A 17,103-nucleotide genomic window follows, 5' to 3' on the forward strand; every position below is an offset into this window, starting at 1 on the left:
ACTCATTAAGTACGGCTTAATACCATAGAACTTAAGCCCACAAAGGCGGGATGAGGATGGGTAATCACCATGGTGGGGATAGTTTGCATTAAATCAGTATAGATCCCTTTTTCATCAAAATGAGAGCGGAATGAGGATTTAGCAAAAGCTTCTCCGAGCTTAGGGACAATGCCCCCCGCAATAAAGACCCCACCAGTGGCAAATAAAGTTAACGCCATATCACTGGCTACTGTACCTAAAAACCCACAAAACAGATCCACCGTTTCTAAAGCAACAGGATCTTGTTCTTGTAAAGCTAGGCGCGTGATTTCTGCTGCATTGACATCGACTCGTGCTTGACCAGCTAGAGTGAGCACTGCATTGTATAAATTCACCATGCCAAAGCCCGATAACACTCGTTCTGCGGATACAAAGCCAACATCACGACGCAGTTGAGTGAGTACTTCTGATTCACGATCATTGACGGCGGCTAAAGCCACATGACCGCCTTCACCTGAAATCGGAATAAATTGCTTATGCTCACCATAGAGCAGCCCTGATACACCTAATCCAGTGCCGGGACCCAATACGGCAATAGGGCCTTCTTTGGCTTTACCCGTACCCACTTTTACATAGTCATTCGCATGTAGGCGCGGAGCACTTAAAGCTACAGCGGTAAAGTCATTCACAATCTTGAGCGTATCTAGCCCTAGTTTGCGTTTTACCTCGATCTGTGAAAAATCCCAGTGATTGTTAGTCACATCAATACGGTCTTGATTCACCGGAGCCGCAACGCAAAAAGCTGCACGCCGTGGTCGATTACCATTAATACCTACTTTTTCATAATAGGCTTGTACCGCTTCCACTGGGCCAGCAAAATCACGACACAGTAAATTTTCAATTTTTAAGGTTTCGCCATATTCATTGACTAGGGCAAAGCGTACATTAGTGCCCCCAATGTCGGCGATTAATCCATTGATCATCGTCGGAGTTCCTTATTTTAATGCCGCTGCTTGAGCGGCTAATGCTTCAATGCCCGCCCAATCGTGACGTGCCATTAACTCTTTAGGTGCTAACCAAGAGCCGCCCACACACAACACATTAGGCAGAGCGAGATACTGAGGTGCAGTATGAATAGTAATACCACCGGTTGGGCAGAAACTGACTGAAGGTAAAGGACCAAACCAAGACTTCAGCATAGGTATGCCCCCCGCTGCTTCTGCTGGGAAAAATTTGAGGGTGTCATAGCCCTGTTCTAATAAAAACATGACCTCACTCGCCGTTGCAGCGCCGGGCAGTAGCGGTAAGCCTTCATCTTGGGCGGATTTTACTAATGCTTCAGTCACCCCCGGAGAAACGCCAAATTTAGCTCCCGCCGCTTTAGCAGCCTTCACATCTTTGGGGGTTAATAGCGTACCAGCACCGACCACACCGCCTTCTACTTCACTCATGGCACGAATAGCATCTAAAGCACAAGGAGTGCGCAGAGTAATCTCTAGGGTGGGTAAGCCCCCTTTGACTAGGGCTTGAGCTAAATCTTTGGCATCACTTAATTGCTCAACCACAATTACCGGAATAACGGGAGCTAGTTTACAAATATCACGGGTACTTAAAGTCATTATTGGGTCTCCGCTTGACGCCATTGATGGATATGCTCAATCAAGCCACGCGTCGAACTATCAAAAGAATCGGGAATAGGTGCACCTGCTACTACAGGCTGTAAGGCAGTGGCGAGCTTTTTGCCTAGCTCAACTCCCCATTGATCATAAGAATTAATATTCCAGATAATACCTTGCACAAATACCTTATGTTCAAAGAGTGCGACTAGCATCCCTAGAGTATGAGGATCTAAGCTTTTATACAGCAACATAGTGGAAGGACGATCACCCTGAAAAGTACGATGGGCTACTAAGGCTTCAATCGCTTCAGGTGTTGCACCACTCGCCTGCATTTCAGCGCGTACTTCATCCGCTGTGCGTCCAAAGGCTAAAGCATTCGCTTGAGCTAAAGCATTGGTCATTAACACGGTGTGATGTGCATAGACACCTGCAATAGGTTTAGCATGATGATCATTCGCCGCTAACATAAAGTCGACGGGAATAACATCCGTACCTTGATGAATCAGTTGGAAAAACGAATGTTGTGAATTGGTTCCGGGTTCGCCCCAGACAATGGGGCCGGTGGCTGAGTTAACCGCTTTGCCATCACGAGTTACTGATTTGCCATTAGATTCCATGTCTAGCTGTTGGACATAGGCAGGGAAACGAGCTAGACGCTGATCGTAAGGCATGAGTCCAACAGTAGGGTAGTTAAGACCATTACGTCGCCAAATACCGATCAAGGCTAATAATACGGGTAGATTTTGTGCCAAGGGAGCGGTACGGAAATGCTCATCCATCGCCTTAGCGCCATCAAGGAGGGCTTGAAAATGCTGAGCGCCCACCGCTATAGCAATCGATAAACCAATAGATGACCACAGCGAATAACGTCCACCGACCCAATCCCAAAAACCAAATACTCGGCTATCATCAATGCCAAATTGACGCGTGCGTTCTAAATTGGTTGAAACCGCTGCTAAATGCTTACCACTATTTTCCTCGCCAATACCCGCTTTTAGCCACGTTAAGGCCGTCGCAAAGTTTTGCATAGTCTCGGCCGTGGTAAAAGTTTTAGAGGCGATAATGAATAAGGTGGTCTGTGGATTGAGTCTGGCTAAGGTATCAGCAATGTGTGCACCATCTACATTAGAGACAAAATGAGTACGTGGGCCATCGTGATAAGGCGCAAGTGCTTGAGTCACCATGACGGGACCTAAGTCTGAGCCACCGATACCAATATTTACAATATCAGTAAAGCGTTGACCATTAGCGGCTAAGTACTCTCCAGAACGCACTTGTTCAGCAAAAGCTAAAAAGCGCTCTTTTACGGCTGTGACATCGGCATTGACATCTTGACCATCCACGATCAAATCGGCATTAGCACCCCCGCGTAGTGCGGTATGCAGTACTGCACGATTTTCAGTGGTGTTAATCTTAGCACCGCTGAGCATTTGATCACGCCAATGCTCTATCTGCGCGGTTTGGGCTAGTTGGATTAATGCCTCTAATGCCGCTTGATCTATCTTTTCCTTAGAGAAGTCTATAAGTAAATCATGGTATTGAGCAGAATACTGATTAAAACGTTTAGAATCTTGGGCAAATAGTTCACGCAGATGGAGCGGTTGTAAACGCTCAGCGTGTTGTTTTATTTTAGCCCAATGGGAAGCTAACTCTGTCATGGTGGTGAATCTACATTAGTTTTCAGTAAACAAAACACTAGCGCCTTGTGATGCAGGGCTTACCGTGGAGCGAAACACGCCAAACAATTCTCGTCCTATACCACTATGGTGATTAGAGTGGGGTAGGGTAGCCGGTGTACGGGTACTTAAATCCACTCCTAATACTTCTAGGGTTCCCGCAGTAGCATCAAGGCGAATTATGTCTCCATCTTGAATACAGGCAATCATTCCGCGATCTAAAGCTTCAGGACTGACATGAATAGCAGCAGGAACTTTGCCACTCGCACCTGACATACGCCCGTCAGTAACGAGAGCGACTTGATAACCACGCTCTTGCACTAAGCCTAAAATCGGTGTGAGGCCATGTAACTCTGGCATGCCATTAGCTTGAGCGCCTTGGAAACGCACCACACACACTACATCACGGTCTAATTCGCCCGCATCAAAGGCTACTTTGACCTCTTCCTGATCAGCAAATACCCGTGCAGGCGCTTGGATAATATGGCGTTCGGGCTTAACGGCCGATACCTTAATGACTGCCTCACCAATATTGCCTTGTAAGCGTTGTAAGCCACCTGTGGCTTGGAAGGGTTCATTAAACGGACGTACTACATTCAGATCATGGCTAGTAGTAGTACCTTCGCGCCATACTAATTCCAATGAGTCATTCAAAAACGCTTCTTGGGTATAATGATGCAATCCTTGTCCAACAATGGTTTGCACATCATCATGCAGTAAACCTGCTTGCAGCAATTCACGTATCATCAATTGCAAGCCGCCAGCCGCATGGAAGTGATTCACGTCCGCTGCCCCATTAGGATAAACGCGTGCCAGTAGGGGAGTGATTTTGGAAAGATCGGCAAAATCTTCAAGGGTAATAATAACGCCCGCCGCTCGCGCCATTGCTACTAAGTGCAGTAATAGATTGGTGGAACCTCCGGTCGCATTCAGACCTACCATGCCATTTACAAATGCTTTGGCATCTAAAATATCAGCAGTAGTAAGACCAGAATGAGCTAGTTTCACCGCTTGAGCCGCACCCGCTTTAGTTAGAGCATCACGCAGTAGGGTATTAGGATTAATAAAGCTTGACCCCGGCAATTGCAGACCCATGAACTCCATCAGCATTTGATTGGTATTCGCAGTGCCATAGAAAGTGCAGGTCCCAGCGGCATGGTAAGAGCGCATTTCTGAAGCAAGTAGTTCATCACGTCCTACTTGACCCGCAGCATACTGTTGGCGGACTTTAGCTTTTTCGTCATTAGAGATACCCGATACCATAGGGCCTGCGGGTAAAAATACCGCTGGCAGATGACCAAAAGTCGCAGCGGCAATCACTAAGCCCGGAACGATTTTATCGCATACCCCTAAGAAAATAGCGGCATCGAATACATTATGAGATAGCGCAACCGCCGCTGCCATCGCAATCACATCACGAGAGAAAAGTGAAAGCTCCATGCCGGGTTGACCTTGAGTCACTCCGTCACACATAGCAGGTACACCACCCGCTACTTGAGCACTAGCGCCTAAAGCCCGTACCGTTTGCTTGATCAGTTGTGGATAGGTTTCAAAAGGTTGGTGTGCTGACAACATATCGTTGTAAGCGGTCACAATCCCAATATTGCGGGTTTCAACTTTGATCTGTAAGCGCTTATCAAAGTCGGGGCTAGCAGCGACGGCATGTGCGAGATTGCCACAAGCCATAGAGCGTCGCCCCCCATTTTGGCGATTACGCTGCATAACTGCTAAGTAGTGTGCGCGTGTAGTTTGGCTGCGCTCGATAATTCGGTCTGTGACTGCCTGTAAGGTGGAATGTAGTTGAGTCATAATCACTTCCTGCTAACTTTAGGGTGCATAATGCACAGTCACGTTTTGTTGTAATACTACTCTTACCGGCATTGTTAGGGTATCCGAAAGATCCGCCAATGCTTGTTGAAGTACCGCTTTTTTTTCAGCGCCTGTGATCAAAATATGCAAATGCTGTGCCGAGCTTAATAAGCTCCAAGTGAGACTAATACGAGGTTCGAGTACATTAGGTGCGTGAATAATGCTACTTAAAGCAGAATTATTAGGATCCAATGCAGCAGCTAATTCGGCTGCATTAGGAAACAACGAGGCCGTATGCCCATCTGTGCCCATCCCTAGTACCACCACTGTTAATGGTTTTAAGGGTGCAAGCGCCTCAGTGCCCGCTAGAGTATCGTTGCTGTAGAGTGGAATAAAAGTAGCTGCGTTAGCGCGATTTTTTAATAGGCTATTTTTAAGCAAGCGAGCATTAGAGCGCTCATGATTTTCATCCACTAAGCGCTCATCAGTCAGGGTAACTTTGACCTTATCCCATGCTAACTCGACCTGATTAAGTTGTTCAAAAAAGGGCGCGGGGGTTGTACCTCCCGGAACGGCTAAACTAGCATGATTTCGTGTCTGAAGCTCAGTCCTTAATTCCTGAGCCACTGTTTGAGCGAGGGCACTAAATAGCACGCTGCGATCGGCGTATTCAATGAATTTCATACCACCATCTCGCGCCAACGACGCCCATCTCGCGCCATGAGTTCTAAAGAAGCAATCGGGCCTTCACTGCCTGATTCATAGGTATCAGGTTTAGCACCAGTATCTTCCCACGCTCCAATGATTGGATCGATCCAACGCCAAGCGGCTTCTACTTCGTCCCCGCGCATGAATAGAGTCTGGTCACCCCGTACCACATCCATTAATAAGCGCTCATAAGCATCAGGCATACGCCAATCAGGACCTAGACCTTCCGCAAAAGTCATATCTAAGGCTGTAGGATGCATACGGAACCCCCCCGGACCGGGGTCTTTAGTCATGATGTGCAGTTGTAGCCCTTCATCAGGTTGAAGTCTAATAACCAGTTTATTAGGCTGTAAAGGTGCGTGAATATTAGAGAACACACAGTGAGAAGGTTCTTTAAAGGTCACCACAATCTCAGTCAAGCGACTGCGTAACCGCTTACCTGTGCGCAAATAAAAAGGCACACCTGACCAGCGCCAATTGTCGATTTCTGCCTTAATCGCCACATAAGTTTCGGTATGGCTATTAGGATTACCTGCTTCCTCTACATAGCTAGGCTCATTACTACGAGCTAAATACTGAGCGCGGACTGTATTACGTAAGGCATCATGACCTTTGAGGGGGCGCAGAGAACGTAAGACTTTAAGCTTTTCATCGCGCACGGCATCGGCATTGAAAGCATAGGGTGCTTCCATCGCCATTAAGCAAAGTAACTGAATCAAATGGTTTTGCACCATATCGCGCATTGCACCAGAGGTATCATAATAACCACCGCGTGAGCCTACCCCAATAGTTTCAGCCGCTGTAATTTGCACATGATCGACAGCATTAGCATTCCAAAGCGGCTCAAATAAAGCATTAGCAAAACGCAATGCCATAAGGTTTTGTACCGTTTCTTTACCTAAATAATGGTCAATGCGGTAAATACAACGCTCTTCAAAGCTGGTGGTAATTTGGCGATTAAGTTCTTGAGCACTGGCTAGGTCATGACCTAGAGGTTTCTCAACTACTAAACGATCATTAGCGCCATTTAAGCCCACACTAGCTAAACCTTTGGCAATAGTGCCAAATAATGCAGGACCTACAGAGAGGTAATACATGCGAATACGCTCAGGATGCTCATTCAATAAATCACGGAGCGGTTGCCAGCCTTCAGGTTTGGTTACGTCGTTATGTAAGTGATCTAAGCGCTTTAAAAAACGCTCGACTAATTCTGGTTTAAGTTCAGCAGCGGGAATAAATTTATTGAGGGCATCAAGGGCAAATTGGCGAAATTGTTCTTGATTATAATCAAGGCGGGATAGCCCAATAATACGGGCTGCATCGGGTATCTGCTTACTAGCATCACGGCGAAAGAGCGCAGGTAACAGTTTGCGTTGTGAAAGATCACCTGTGGCGCCAAAAATTACCATGTCAAAGGGAGGCACAGGTATAACTTTGCTAGTCATAGAGCGTTAGTATCCTATCTAAGTGGTGGTAAGTGCATCATAGACTGTAATAGTAAAGATGAGAAATAGAATTTAACGGTGTCGTTGGATGATAGAGTTTTAGTCTATGCAGGCAGAAATAGTACTCAAGAGTATCACTAGGGTGTAGTCTCCTAAGCGTGGTTAGTCTGGGTTGTCAAATGTAGAAAAGGGTGGGATAGAACAGAGCTACCCCACCTCATCACTAAAAACTAATTGTGATGAATGAACGTTGTCTTATTAGAAGCCGTAGTTAAAACGTACACGAGCTGAGGTATCTTTCGCTGTACCTCCTGCATCGTATTTAGCTTTAGAAGTACTTGCTGCAAAAGTAACAGTAGCATCTTTGCTACCCATTAAAGGTACTGAGTAAGCAGCATAGAAAGTATCTTGCTTGCCTTTACCCGTCGTATTCAAAGCCGTAGTATAGTTTTTATCGTGAATGTAGCCTGCACCAAAGCGTCCACGAGTAGCATTCAAACCTATAGAGGATATTTTATCAGCACCTGTAGCATTGCTTTTACCACTAGCGGCGTTGATATTGGCGTCAAATGCACCTATCTTAGTACCTGCTGTAATACCAAAGCCCTTAGTAGTAGTATTAGCACCATTCGCTTTAGTTTTTACTTGGACGAGGTCATAGCCTACTGCAAAACGGAAACGACCCGCATCAAATTTAACAGCTGGACGAGTATGTGTGGTTTTGGTGGTAGCATTTTCACCAAAGCCCATACGGGTTTCGGTTTGGAATTTGCCCATAGTAGAGTGGAAAGCACCATGTACAATCCCATCTGGTCCACGACCACGAGCATTATTTGCTTTGTAACCAAAAACATTACTGTCGATCTCTGCGGCTGCATTAGCTACAGTGTCTTTACCAAGCGGGAATAAATCAAAGCCTTCAAAACGACCTAACTGTAAATCCCATGCCTTTTTACCAAATTTGATGTACATATCATCTGAACCTGGGCTTTTGCCATCAGTGTAGCTGAACAAGGGCTGAGCCACTGCTTCAACGAAAGCACCATTTTCATGATCAATACGGGCTTTGGCATTTAACTTAACACGCCCAGTTTCGCTAAAGTTTTTTGTTGTAACGTTAGCACTGCTAGTTTGTTTTCGATGAGTAATATCGTATTCAGCATCACCACCAATGCTAAAAGATTTTTCAGCAGCTGTTGCGCCCATACTCATAACAGTTGCAATGATAGCTACTAAGCTCACTTTCCAGTTCGTTTTCATGGGATACACCCTCGTGTTGTTTCAATCCATACCCATCAGGGCAAATTAGGGGGGAAGTTATTCTTCTCCCAAATTCATGTACCCCTCTGAACAGAGGGATGCAATTAATACACAAACAATAAAGTCTAATAAAAACAAAATACTATATTAGTAACTTAACAGAAATATAAATGAAATAAAAGCGCTTTGAAAGAATAAAACCCTCATCATAATGCTATGATTTCTTTTAAACGAGGTAAATCCGCACCGCGCCGCGTGCAAGTAATTGCAGCCGCTTTAGCAGCAAATTGGCAAATATCTTCTAAGTCTTGTCGAGCTAAACGAGCTAAAGACCCAGATGTTAAGGCTTGTATGTTTTGTAGACTATATAAAGTGGCTGCTTGGAAAGTATCTCCCGCTCCTACTGTGTCCACTACCGTTATGTTAGGGGTAGCTACTTCGACAAAATGCTCTTTATTAAAAGCCCATACGCCTTTAGATCCACGAGTAACTAAAACTAAATCAACACCCCTTGCTAACCATTCTTGGGCTTTTTGCTTAGGATCAGCGTCGGGATAAAGTAAATTTAAATCTTCGTCACTAATTTTGAGTAAATTAGCACAGGCAGAAAATTGCATAAAACGATTACGCCAGATGTCCATATTCGGCTCTACGGTAGGGCGAATATTGGGATCATAACTGATGAGACATTTTCCCATAGCGCTTTGAGCAAGGGATAAAAAAGAGTCAGCAGTAGGCTCCGTCACAGTGGTATAAGAACCAAAATGTAAAGCAGTCACTGAAGCTAAATTGATTTGTGTGTCTCGTGTAGTGAGCACTCGATCTGCTGCACCATTGCCATAGAAAGCGTAGTGAGGTACACCATCTGCACCGTGCTCAATAAAACCTAAGGTGGTGGGAGCAGATTTGGGAATAAGGTACTGAGTATTGACCTGTTCCTGCTCTAATACACTCTTTAAACGTTGCCCTAAAAAGTCATTGGATAAACCTGTTAGTAAAGCAACGGGCGTATTTAAGCGAGCTAATCCAATAGCTACATTAAAAGGCGAACCACCTGCCACAGCTAGTAGAGGAAAAGTAGTGAGCGTTTCTGAGTGATGCTCTTTGAATACATCAAATAAAGCTTCGCCACATATAACGATCATATTACTTGCCCTCTTTGTCTAGCTGTGGTGGTTTGTTCTTAAACTATAGTTTCTAACTGAAATTAGAAGTTATAGTTGAAACGAGCACGGAACTGGTTATTTTTCGCTGTATCGCCACCGTTATACTTTGCTTTAGAGGTATTAGCTGCAAAAGTAACCGTTGCATCCTTACTACCCATTAAAGGTACAGTATAAGCAGCATATAGAGTATCTTGCTTACCTACGTTAGTAGTTTTGTCATGGATATAACCTGCACCAAAACGACCACGTGAACCATTAACACCATAAGAGCTCATCTTTTTATCAGAGTCAGTAGTCGTTTTGTTTTTACCTTGAGCAACATTAAAGTTAGCGCTTACAGTACCAATAGTAGTACCTGCTGTAATACCAAAACCTTCCCATTTTTGACTATAGGTACTACCAGTCTTAGTTGCTAAAGCATCATAGCCAGCAGCAATGCGGAAACGACCAGCATCAAATTTAACAACAGGGCGGACACCTGTAGTTTTCGTTCCATTAGCATCTTTGTAACCAGCACCTAATTCTACTTGGGTTTTACCAATGTTAAAATGTGCAGCTCCTTGGACGACATCATCGCTATTGCGACCACGCATTTTGTTAGCTTGATAACCTAATAAAGTATGACCAGTATGACCTGTGCCAGTAACTTCGTTAGCACGTTGTAATGCGACATCAGTATCACGACCAGCTTGCTTGCCATAAGGGAACAGATCAATAGCTTCGAAGCGACCTAATTTAATATCCCATGTTTTTCTACCAAACATAAGATATTGATCACCTGAAGCCCCAGATTGCTTACCATCAGTGAAATAGAAACGTGGCGCTGCAACAGCTTCTACAAATGTGCCATGATCATTATCAATGCGAGCTTTAGCTGTTAGTTGAACACGACCACCTTCAAGCGTGTTTTTCACCGAACCATCAGCAGTTACACGTGTACCAACTGTGTCACCGTTAGTAAAAGTGGTTTTGCCAGTAGTAATATCATACTCTGCCCAACCACCAACATTAAAAGTCTTCTCAGCAGCAGTTGCGCCAAAGCTTACTAAGAATGCAGTTAAACCAGCTACAACGCTCATTCTCAAACTAGTTTTCATCATATGTACCTTTCGTTATTAACACTGTTGTATCTTACTAAGGAGACACAACGTATAGAAATTCAGCTTTATGAGTCTACTAAAACCTAAACCTATACACCCTAATGATATGTCAAGATTTTAATTTCATCTCGTGCTACCGGAATTTAATTCCTAACTGTATTTATACCACTTTATAGCACATAAGCAACAGTCTATTGTATTTAAGCAACAAAAGCATCATTTATGATGAAATTCCGACTAAATGTCTTTTTTAAGCACCCCCTTTACTCCATCAAAAGTATGATGGAAGCAAAAAGGATGCTGTTGGTGGTTTCGAGAGAGTGTAAGCACAGGTGAAAGTGCTGCTTAAACTGATTTCGCTGATCCATTAGTGGCACGATTGACTACAGCCCATAATCCTCTATAAATTTAGGCTACATAAGCGCCCGCTGGGTGATCATTAGGGTCTAAAGCGCCGGTCATAATCGCCACACCCTCAGCCATGGTATGCGTTTTAGGGCTAATAATGGCGATACGTTTACCTAAGCGATGCACATGTATCCTATCTGCCACTTCCCAGACGTGTGGCATATTGTGGCTAATTAGCACAATAGGCATACCCCGCGAACGCACATCCTTGATGAGTTCCAATACGCGGCGTGACTCCTTAACGCCCAAGGCCGCCGTTGGCTCATCCATAATAATCACCCGACTACCAAAAGCAGCGGCACGCGCCACCGCTACCCCTTGACGTTGCCCGCCAGACAAGGTTTCTACGGGTTGGTTTAAGGTTTGGATCGTTAATAGGCCTAGCTCTGATAGTTTAGCGCGAGCATCTTCTTGCATCGATTTACGATCTAGCATACGTAAATACTTACCCAAAAAGCCGGGCTTACGCCGTTCACGTCCCAGAAACATATTATCAACAATATCAAGCGAAGGAGACACAGCTAGGTTTTGGTAAACGGTTTCAATCCCTGCGAGTCGAGCTTCCATAGGATTGTTAAATCGTTGTAACTGACCATCCAAATAGATCTCACCTGCATCGGGGGTAATAGCCCCTGAAAGCGCTTTGATTAATGAGGATTTGCCAGCACCATTATCGCCAATGACCGCTAGTACTTCAGCAGGGTATAACTCAAAATCTGAATGATCTAATGCAGTGACCCGACCATACCGCTTCACTAAACCGGATGCTTTCAAAATAGGAGTACGAGTTGCTTGAGTCATGATTAAGCTCTCCGAATCCATTGATCTAAGGCTACGGCCACAATAATAAGTACACCAATCGCAAACTCTTGCCACAGGACATCAACCCCTGCTAGTGCAAGACCATTACGAAATACCCCTACCACGAGTGCACCCACTAAAGTACCAAATATGGCTCCCCGTCCACCAAATAGACTGGTTCCTCCAATCACTACCGCCGTAATACTATCGAGGTTGGCATTCACGCCTGCTTGCGGACTCACCGAGCCAATCCGTCCAATTAACGCCCAAGCTGCTACCGCTGCAATCACACCGGCTACAATATAAACCGACAGTAATACATATTTAGTTTGAATACCTGCCAGTTGAGCAGCTTGTGGATCGTCGCCTGTGGCATAGACATGTTTACCCCAAGCGGTGTAGTTCAGGGCATACCATAGTACGGCGAATAGCAAAATGAGCATAATAGAGCCAACGGTAATACGAGCGCCCCATAAGTCAAATGTAATCCCCGTCCATTGTAAGAGTGAGGCATTGGCACTAATGTCTTGTGAGCGGATGGTTTGGCTTTCGGAGTACCATAAGGTCAATGCAAAAAAGATGCTCCAAGTCCCCAGTGTCACAATAAAAGGCGGTAAACGAAAACGAGTAATGAGTAGCCCATTAATACCGCCACAAATAGCGCCCGTAATTAACCCAATCATCAAAGCAAAGCCAGAAGGTACACCATACTCGATAGCAAAGCGCCCCATGACTACAGAAGATAACACCATAATGGCGCCAATAGAGAGGTCAATACCCGCAGTCAGGATGACTAAAGTCTGTGCTGCCCCCAACATCCCGACAATCACAACTTGTTGCAGAATGAGGGAGAGATTAAAAGGCGATAAAAAGCGTTCCCCTACTATCAAATAGAAGATAGCAATAGCCAATAATAATACGGCAGCAGGTGCAGCAGTGGGGTAGTTGTGCATAAAACGCTGTAGACGCTCTAAGAGTGTCAAACGCTCAGGTTCAAAAGAAGCCACAGTACCTCGCGCAGCAGCGGCAGCAGCAACTTTTTCAAATTCAGCAGTAGGTGATCCACTAGACTCGGTGGACATAGGCTTCCTCCTTGTGCGGGTAAGAACTAGAAGAGGGGAGGGGACACAAGCCCTTTAGCGATGCGCTTGTGTCCTAATGAAATTTAGCGGCTTAGCCCCAGCACTTTTTCGTGCCTTCTTCGGCATTGATGGAGTTAATACCGTCAGCAGGCTTATCGGTAATCAATTCCACACCAGTATCGAAGAAGTCTAGACCTTCAGTCGTAGTAGGTTTAGTACCATCTTTAGCAAAAGCAGCAATCGCCTCGACACCTTTAGACGCCATTAACAAGGGGAACTGCATAGAGGTCGCACCAATGACACCGGCTTTAACGTTAGCAACCCCTGGACAACCACCGTCTACCGAGACGATTAATACCTCTTTTTCTTTACCCAGTGCTTTTAAGCCTTCATAAGCACCCGCAGCAGCAGGTTCATTAATGGTATAGATCACATTAATGCTAGGGTCTTTTTGCATTAAGTTCTCAATCGCACGACGTCCACCTTCTTCGGAGCCTTCAGTAATATCATTGCCTACAATGCGCTTATCGTCTTCGTCGCCCATTTTTTTCGGGTCTTTCAGATCAACACCAAAACCTTTTAAGAACCCTTGGTTACGCGCTACATCCACACTAATCTGACTAGCATTCAGGTCAAGTAAGGCAATTTTAGCATCGGCGGCTTTATCACCTAATGATTTGGCAGCCCACTGACCGATTAGCTCACCGGCTTTGAAGTTATCGGTAGCAAAAGTAATGTCAGCAGCATTGGCGGGTTCTAACGGAGTATCTAGAGCAATAACTAATAAGCCCGCAGCGCGTGCTTTTTCAATGGCTGGAACAATAGCTTTAGAGTCATTAGGCGTAATCAGAATCCCTTTAGCGCCTGCTGCAATGAGGTTTTCTACGGCTTGTACTTGACTGTCATTGTCGCCGTCTTTTTTACCGGCAAAGCTACGTAATTCAATACCTAGTTCTTTAGCTTTAGCTTCAGCACCTTCTTTCATTTTAACGAAGAACGGGTTGGTGTTGGTTTTAGTGATTAAACCAACAATAGTGCCTTCTGCTTGGGAGGCTAGAGGGAACATAAAGCAAGAGGCTAAAGCTAAGGCAAGAGTCGTTTTCTTAAACATCTTAAATCTCCTCCAGAGATGTTTCTAAATTAAGGATTAGCGGTAGGTACAGGAGCTGAGTTACCAAGCTAGCTCATCTGTATTGCAAATAAGATTAATCAGCCTCTGGGTGCTTGTCAATAACTAAATCAAATTGATTTAGTTAAATAAGGAGTCTATTATTTACTAGCGTTTTAGTAGGATGAGAAATAAAACCCTAAGGCTAGATGCTCAATGCATTAGGTAGGATGGGTATGAGGAGGAGTATGAGTCAGCAAGCTAAAAACCGTGATCAAGGTTGTAACTTAATTGGAGTAGGACAATATAATGAGCGCCTTGTATTACAACTGATTCGCCGTGCAGGTAGTTTGCCTAAAGTTGAAATTGCGCGTCGTACTTCATTGAGTGCTCAAACAGTGAGTGTGATTATTCGGCGCTTAATGAACGAGGGCTTGCTGTGTGAACAAGAACGCCAACGTGAAAAGGGCAAATTAGGTCAACCCGTTATTCCCATTACCTTAAACCCACAGGGAGCCTACTCGATAGGCATAAAAATTGGACGACGTAGTTTAGATACCATTCTGATTGATTTTACGGGCACGGTGCTTAAGCGCTTATCTCTGGTTTACCACTATCCTGATCCGGCGGTTATTTTTCCTAAAATCCAGCAGGACATTCACCAATTAATACGTCTCTTAAAGCCAGAACAACACTCACGCCTCTTAGGGATTGGGGTAGCCGCTCCGTATGATTTAGGGGGGTGGCAAAGTGAAGCCCATATTCCTCCTGAGGTGACACAACAATGGCACGAGATTGATATTAAGCAGCAGATTCAAGCGCAACAAAACCTACCGGTTTGGTTTGTCAATGACGCAACCGCTGCTTGTATGAGTTCCCTAGAGTGTGGGGGTGGTGCACCTTTTAATAATTATTTATATATTTTTGTGGGTACTTTTATTGGTGGGGGGGTGGTGCTTAATCGTACTTTGTTTTTAGGTTCCCATAATAATTCAGGGGCTATTGGTTCTATGCCCTTGCCGACGGGCTTATTCAAAACCCCACACAATGCGCCCGCACAACTGATCAATTGTGCTTCGCGCTATTTGTTAGATGAAGCCTTGCAAGCTTTAGGGCAAAACCCTGAGAATGTACTGCAACAATTAGCTGAATTACCACCCACACAACTATCTGCTGAGCTGCATACCACCTTCCAGCAGTGGTTAGATCAGGCAGCTACCTGTTTGGCTTATGCCATCTCGGCGGCTGTGAGTGTGATTGATTTTGAAGGCGTGGTGATTGATGGTTTGTTGCCTGCTCCTTTAATTGAGCAGTTAAAGATTAGAATCGAGCAGATCTGGGGCAATATTGATACAGAAGGTTTGGTGCATCCTCAACTGATCGCAGGAACTGTGGGAGGGGAAGCACGAGCCTTAGGGGGTGCATTAGTGCCTTTTTATGTCAATTTTGCGCCCGATAGAGAAGTATTATTACGCACTGAGCGTGAAACTATTTCCTTAGCTTAAACAACTGATTATCCACAGGAGGAGTGGAAAAAACGCATTACTTTTCACCATAGGATTTTACTATGCAACATACCACCACACCCGCATCGGATCTGCATCGCATTGTGATTGTAGGCGGTGGTGCGGGAGGCTTAGAGTTAGCGACCTTATTAGGGCGGACTGTAGGTCGACACAATAAAGCCACTATAACCTTAATTGATAAAAATCGTACTCACATCTGGAAACCCAAACTGCACGAAATTGCAGCGGGGAGTATGGATATTAATTTGCACCAACTCGATTATTTAGCACAGGCACACTGGAATTATTTCCAATATCGCGTGGGTGAAATGACCGGATTAGACCGCGAAAACCGTTTAGTGCACTTAGCCCCCTATGTAGATGAAGAGGGTAAACAAGTGACCTCAGAACGTAGTTTTGGTTACGACACCTTGGTCATTGCAGTAGGCAGTCGTACTAATGACTTTGGTATTCCGGGGGTTACTGAAAACGCTATTCGTCTTGACACACCCGAACAAGCTGAACGTTTCCACCGTAGCCTAGTTAATGCCTGTATTCGTGCTCACGCACAAAACACCCCACTGAAACCCGGACAATTACAAATCGCTATTATTGGCGCGGGTGCAACTGGGGTGGAGCTGGCGGCTGAGTTACGTCATACCATGCGCGGCATTATAGCCTATGGTTTGGATAAGATTAATCCTGACACTGATGTGGTGCTGACCATTATCGAGGCAGGTGAGCGTATTCTGCCGGCTTTACCTGAGCGCTTGGCTAAGTCCGTGACAGATATTTTACAAAAGTTAGACATTAAGCTACGTACCTCAGCCAAGGTAGTAGAGGTTGCACCCGATGGGGTTAAGCTGGCGGATGGTGCATTTATTCCCGCCGAACTCATTGTCTGGGCGGCGGGAGTACGTGCTCCGGTGTTTCTACAGCGCTTAGGCTTAGAGGTGAATAAGATTAATCAGTTGGTGGTCAAGCAAACGCTGCAAACCACACAAGATGAAAATATTTTCGCCATTGGTGACTGTGCCGCCTGCCCTTGGCCTGAGCAAGGCGCGAATGCATGGATTCCACCTCGTGCTCAAGCGGCGAATCAGCAGGCGTCACACTTAGCTAAGCAAATTCGGCGTCGTTTAAATGGTCAAGCTTTGGAGCCTTGGACTTATAAAGATTTTGGCTCATTAGTGTCTCTAGGTGAGCATTGGGCAGTCGGTGGTTTAATGGGTAACCTATCACGCGGTACGTTTTTCATTGATGGTTATATTGCCCGCATTATGTATAACTCATTGTATAAAAAGCACCAGTTAGCACTGCACGGTTTTTTTAAAGTGGCATTAGATACATTAAGCAACTTTATCCGTCGCACCTCGCGTCCTACGATTAAGTTGCATTAGCCATCTTAATAAAGCCCACTCGTGGTGAGTGTAGGGT

General features: G+C 45.1%; 14 protein-coding genes. 2 read left to right on the forward strand and 12 right to left on the reverse strand.

The features are described from left to right. Window positions 1–5: 5 nt before the first annotated feature. The 12 genes from glk to IPL34_RS06985 form a co-directional block, all read right to left on the reverse strand. Window positions 6–962 carry a glucokinase gene (glk, locus tag IPL34_RS06930; protein WP_296839715.1) on the reverse strand — a complete coding sequence of 319 codons (957 nt, stop codon included), beginning with the start codon at window positions 960–962 and terminating at the stop codon, window positions 6–8. Between the two features lie 12 nt (window positions 963–974). Then, the gene (gene eda, locus IPL34_RS06935) at window positions 975–1,598 is read right to left on the reverse strand and encodes a bifunctional 4-hydroxy-2-oxoglutarate aldolase/2-dehydro-3-deoxy-phosphogluconate aldolase (RefSeq protein WP_296839718.1); all 624 of its coding nucleotides are present in this window, start codon (window positions 1,596–1,598) and stop codon (window positions 975–977) included. Continuing rightward, the gene (pgi, locus tag IPL34_RS06940; RefSeq protein WP_296839721.1) at window positions 1,598–3,256 is read right to left on the reverse strand and encodes a glucose-6-phosphate isomerase; all 1,659 of its coding nucleotides are present in this window, start codon (window positions 3,254–3,256) and stop codon (window positions 1,598–1,600) included. The genes eda and pgi overlap by 1 nt, the downstream gene beginning before the upstream one ends. A 15-nt stretch (window positions 3,257–3,271) precedes the next feature. Then, on the reverse strand, window positions 3,272–5,083 hold the full coding sequence (gene edd / locus IPL34_RS06945) for a phosphogluconate dehydratase (RefSeq protein WP_296839734.1): 1,812 nt from the start codon (window positions 5,081–5,083) through the stop codon (window positions 3,272–3,274). Between the two features lie 18 nt (window positions 5,084–5,101). Beyond that, on the reverse strand, window positions 5,102–5,767 hold the full coding sequence (gene pgl / locus IPL34_RS06950; RefSeq protein WP_296839742.1) for a 6-phosphogluconolactonase: 666 nt from the start codon (window positions 5,765–5,767) through the stop codon (window positions 5,102–5,104). Continuing rightward, on the reverse strand, window positions 5,764–7,236 hold the full coding sequence (gene zwf / locus IPL34_RS06955; protein ID WP_296839744.1) for a glucose-6-phosphate dehydrogenase: 1,473 nt from the start codon (window positions 7,234–7,236) through the stop codon (window positions 5,764–5,766). Before zwf ends, pgl begins: the two co-directional genes overlap by 4 nt. Before the next feature lie 258 nt (window positions 7,237–7,494). Then, entirely contained in the window at window positions 7,495–8,496 is a 1,002-nt protein-coding gene (locus IPL34_RS06960) for a carbohydrate porin (RefSeq protein ID WP_296839754.1), read from the reverse strand. Between the two features lie 206 nt (window positions 8,497–8,702). Continuing rightward, window positions 8,703–9,641: a carbohydrate kinase gene (locus IPL34_RS06965; RefSeq protein WP_296839759.1), complete on the reverse strand. Its 939-nt coding sequence runs from the start codon at window positions 9,639–9,641 to the stop codon at window positions 8,703–8,705. 62 nt (window positions 9,642–9,703) lie between these two features. After that, window positions 9,704–10,762, reverse strand: coding sequence for a carbohydrate porin (locus IPL34_RS06970; RefSeq protein WP_296839762.1), 1,059 nt, complete (start codon window positions 10,760–10,762; stop codon window positions 9,704–9,706). A 408-nt stretch (window positions 10,763–11,170) separates the two neighbouring features. Continuing rightward, on the reverse strand, window positions 11,171–11,971 hold the full coding sequence (locus IPL34_RS06975) for an ATP-binding cassette domain-containing protein (protein WP_296839768.1): 801 nt from the start codon (window positions 11,969–11,971) through the stop codon (window positions 11,171–11,173). Window positions 11,972–11,973: 2 nt separating this feature from the next. Continuing rightward, entirely contained in the window at window positions 11,974–13,053 is a 1,080-nt protein-coding gene (locus IPL34_RS06980) for an ABC transporter permease (RefSeq protein ID WP_296839774.1), read from the reverse strand. Window positions 13,054–13,144: 91 nt separating this feature from the next. After that, entirely contained in the window at window positions 13,145–14,164 is a 1,020-nt protein-coding gene (locus tag IPL34_RS06985) for a sugar ABC transporter substrate-binding protein (RefSeq protein ID WP_296839778.1), read from the reverse strand. Window positions 14,165–14,409: 245 nt separating this feature from the next. Between IPL34_RS06985 and IPL34_RS06990 the strand changes: the two genes are divergently transcribed. Together IPL34_RS06990 and IPL34_RS06995 are read left to right on the forward strand one after the other, a co-directional pair. Beyond that, window positions 14,410–15,666, forward strand: a complete 1,257-nt coding sequence (locus IPL34_RS06990) for an ROK family transcriptional regulator (RefSeq protein WP_296839782.1) — start codon at window positions 14,410–14,412, stop codon at window positions 15,664–15,666. Between the two features lie 62 nt (window positions 15,667–15,728). Then, entirely contained in the window at window positions 15,729–17,066 is a 1,338-nt protein-coding gene (locus IPL34_RS06995; RefSeq protein ID WP_296839787.1) for an NAD(P)/FAD-dependent oxidoreductase, read from the forward strand. Window positions 17,067–17,103: the final 37 nt, after the last annotated feature.

Source organism: Thiofilum sp. (assembly GCF_016711335.1).
Classification (GTDB): Bacteria; Pseudomonadota; Gammaproteobacteria; order Thiotrichales; family Thiotrichaceae; genus Thiofilum.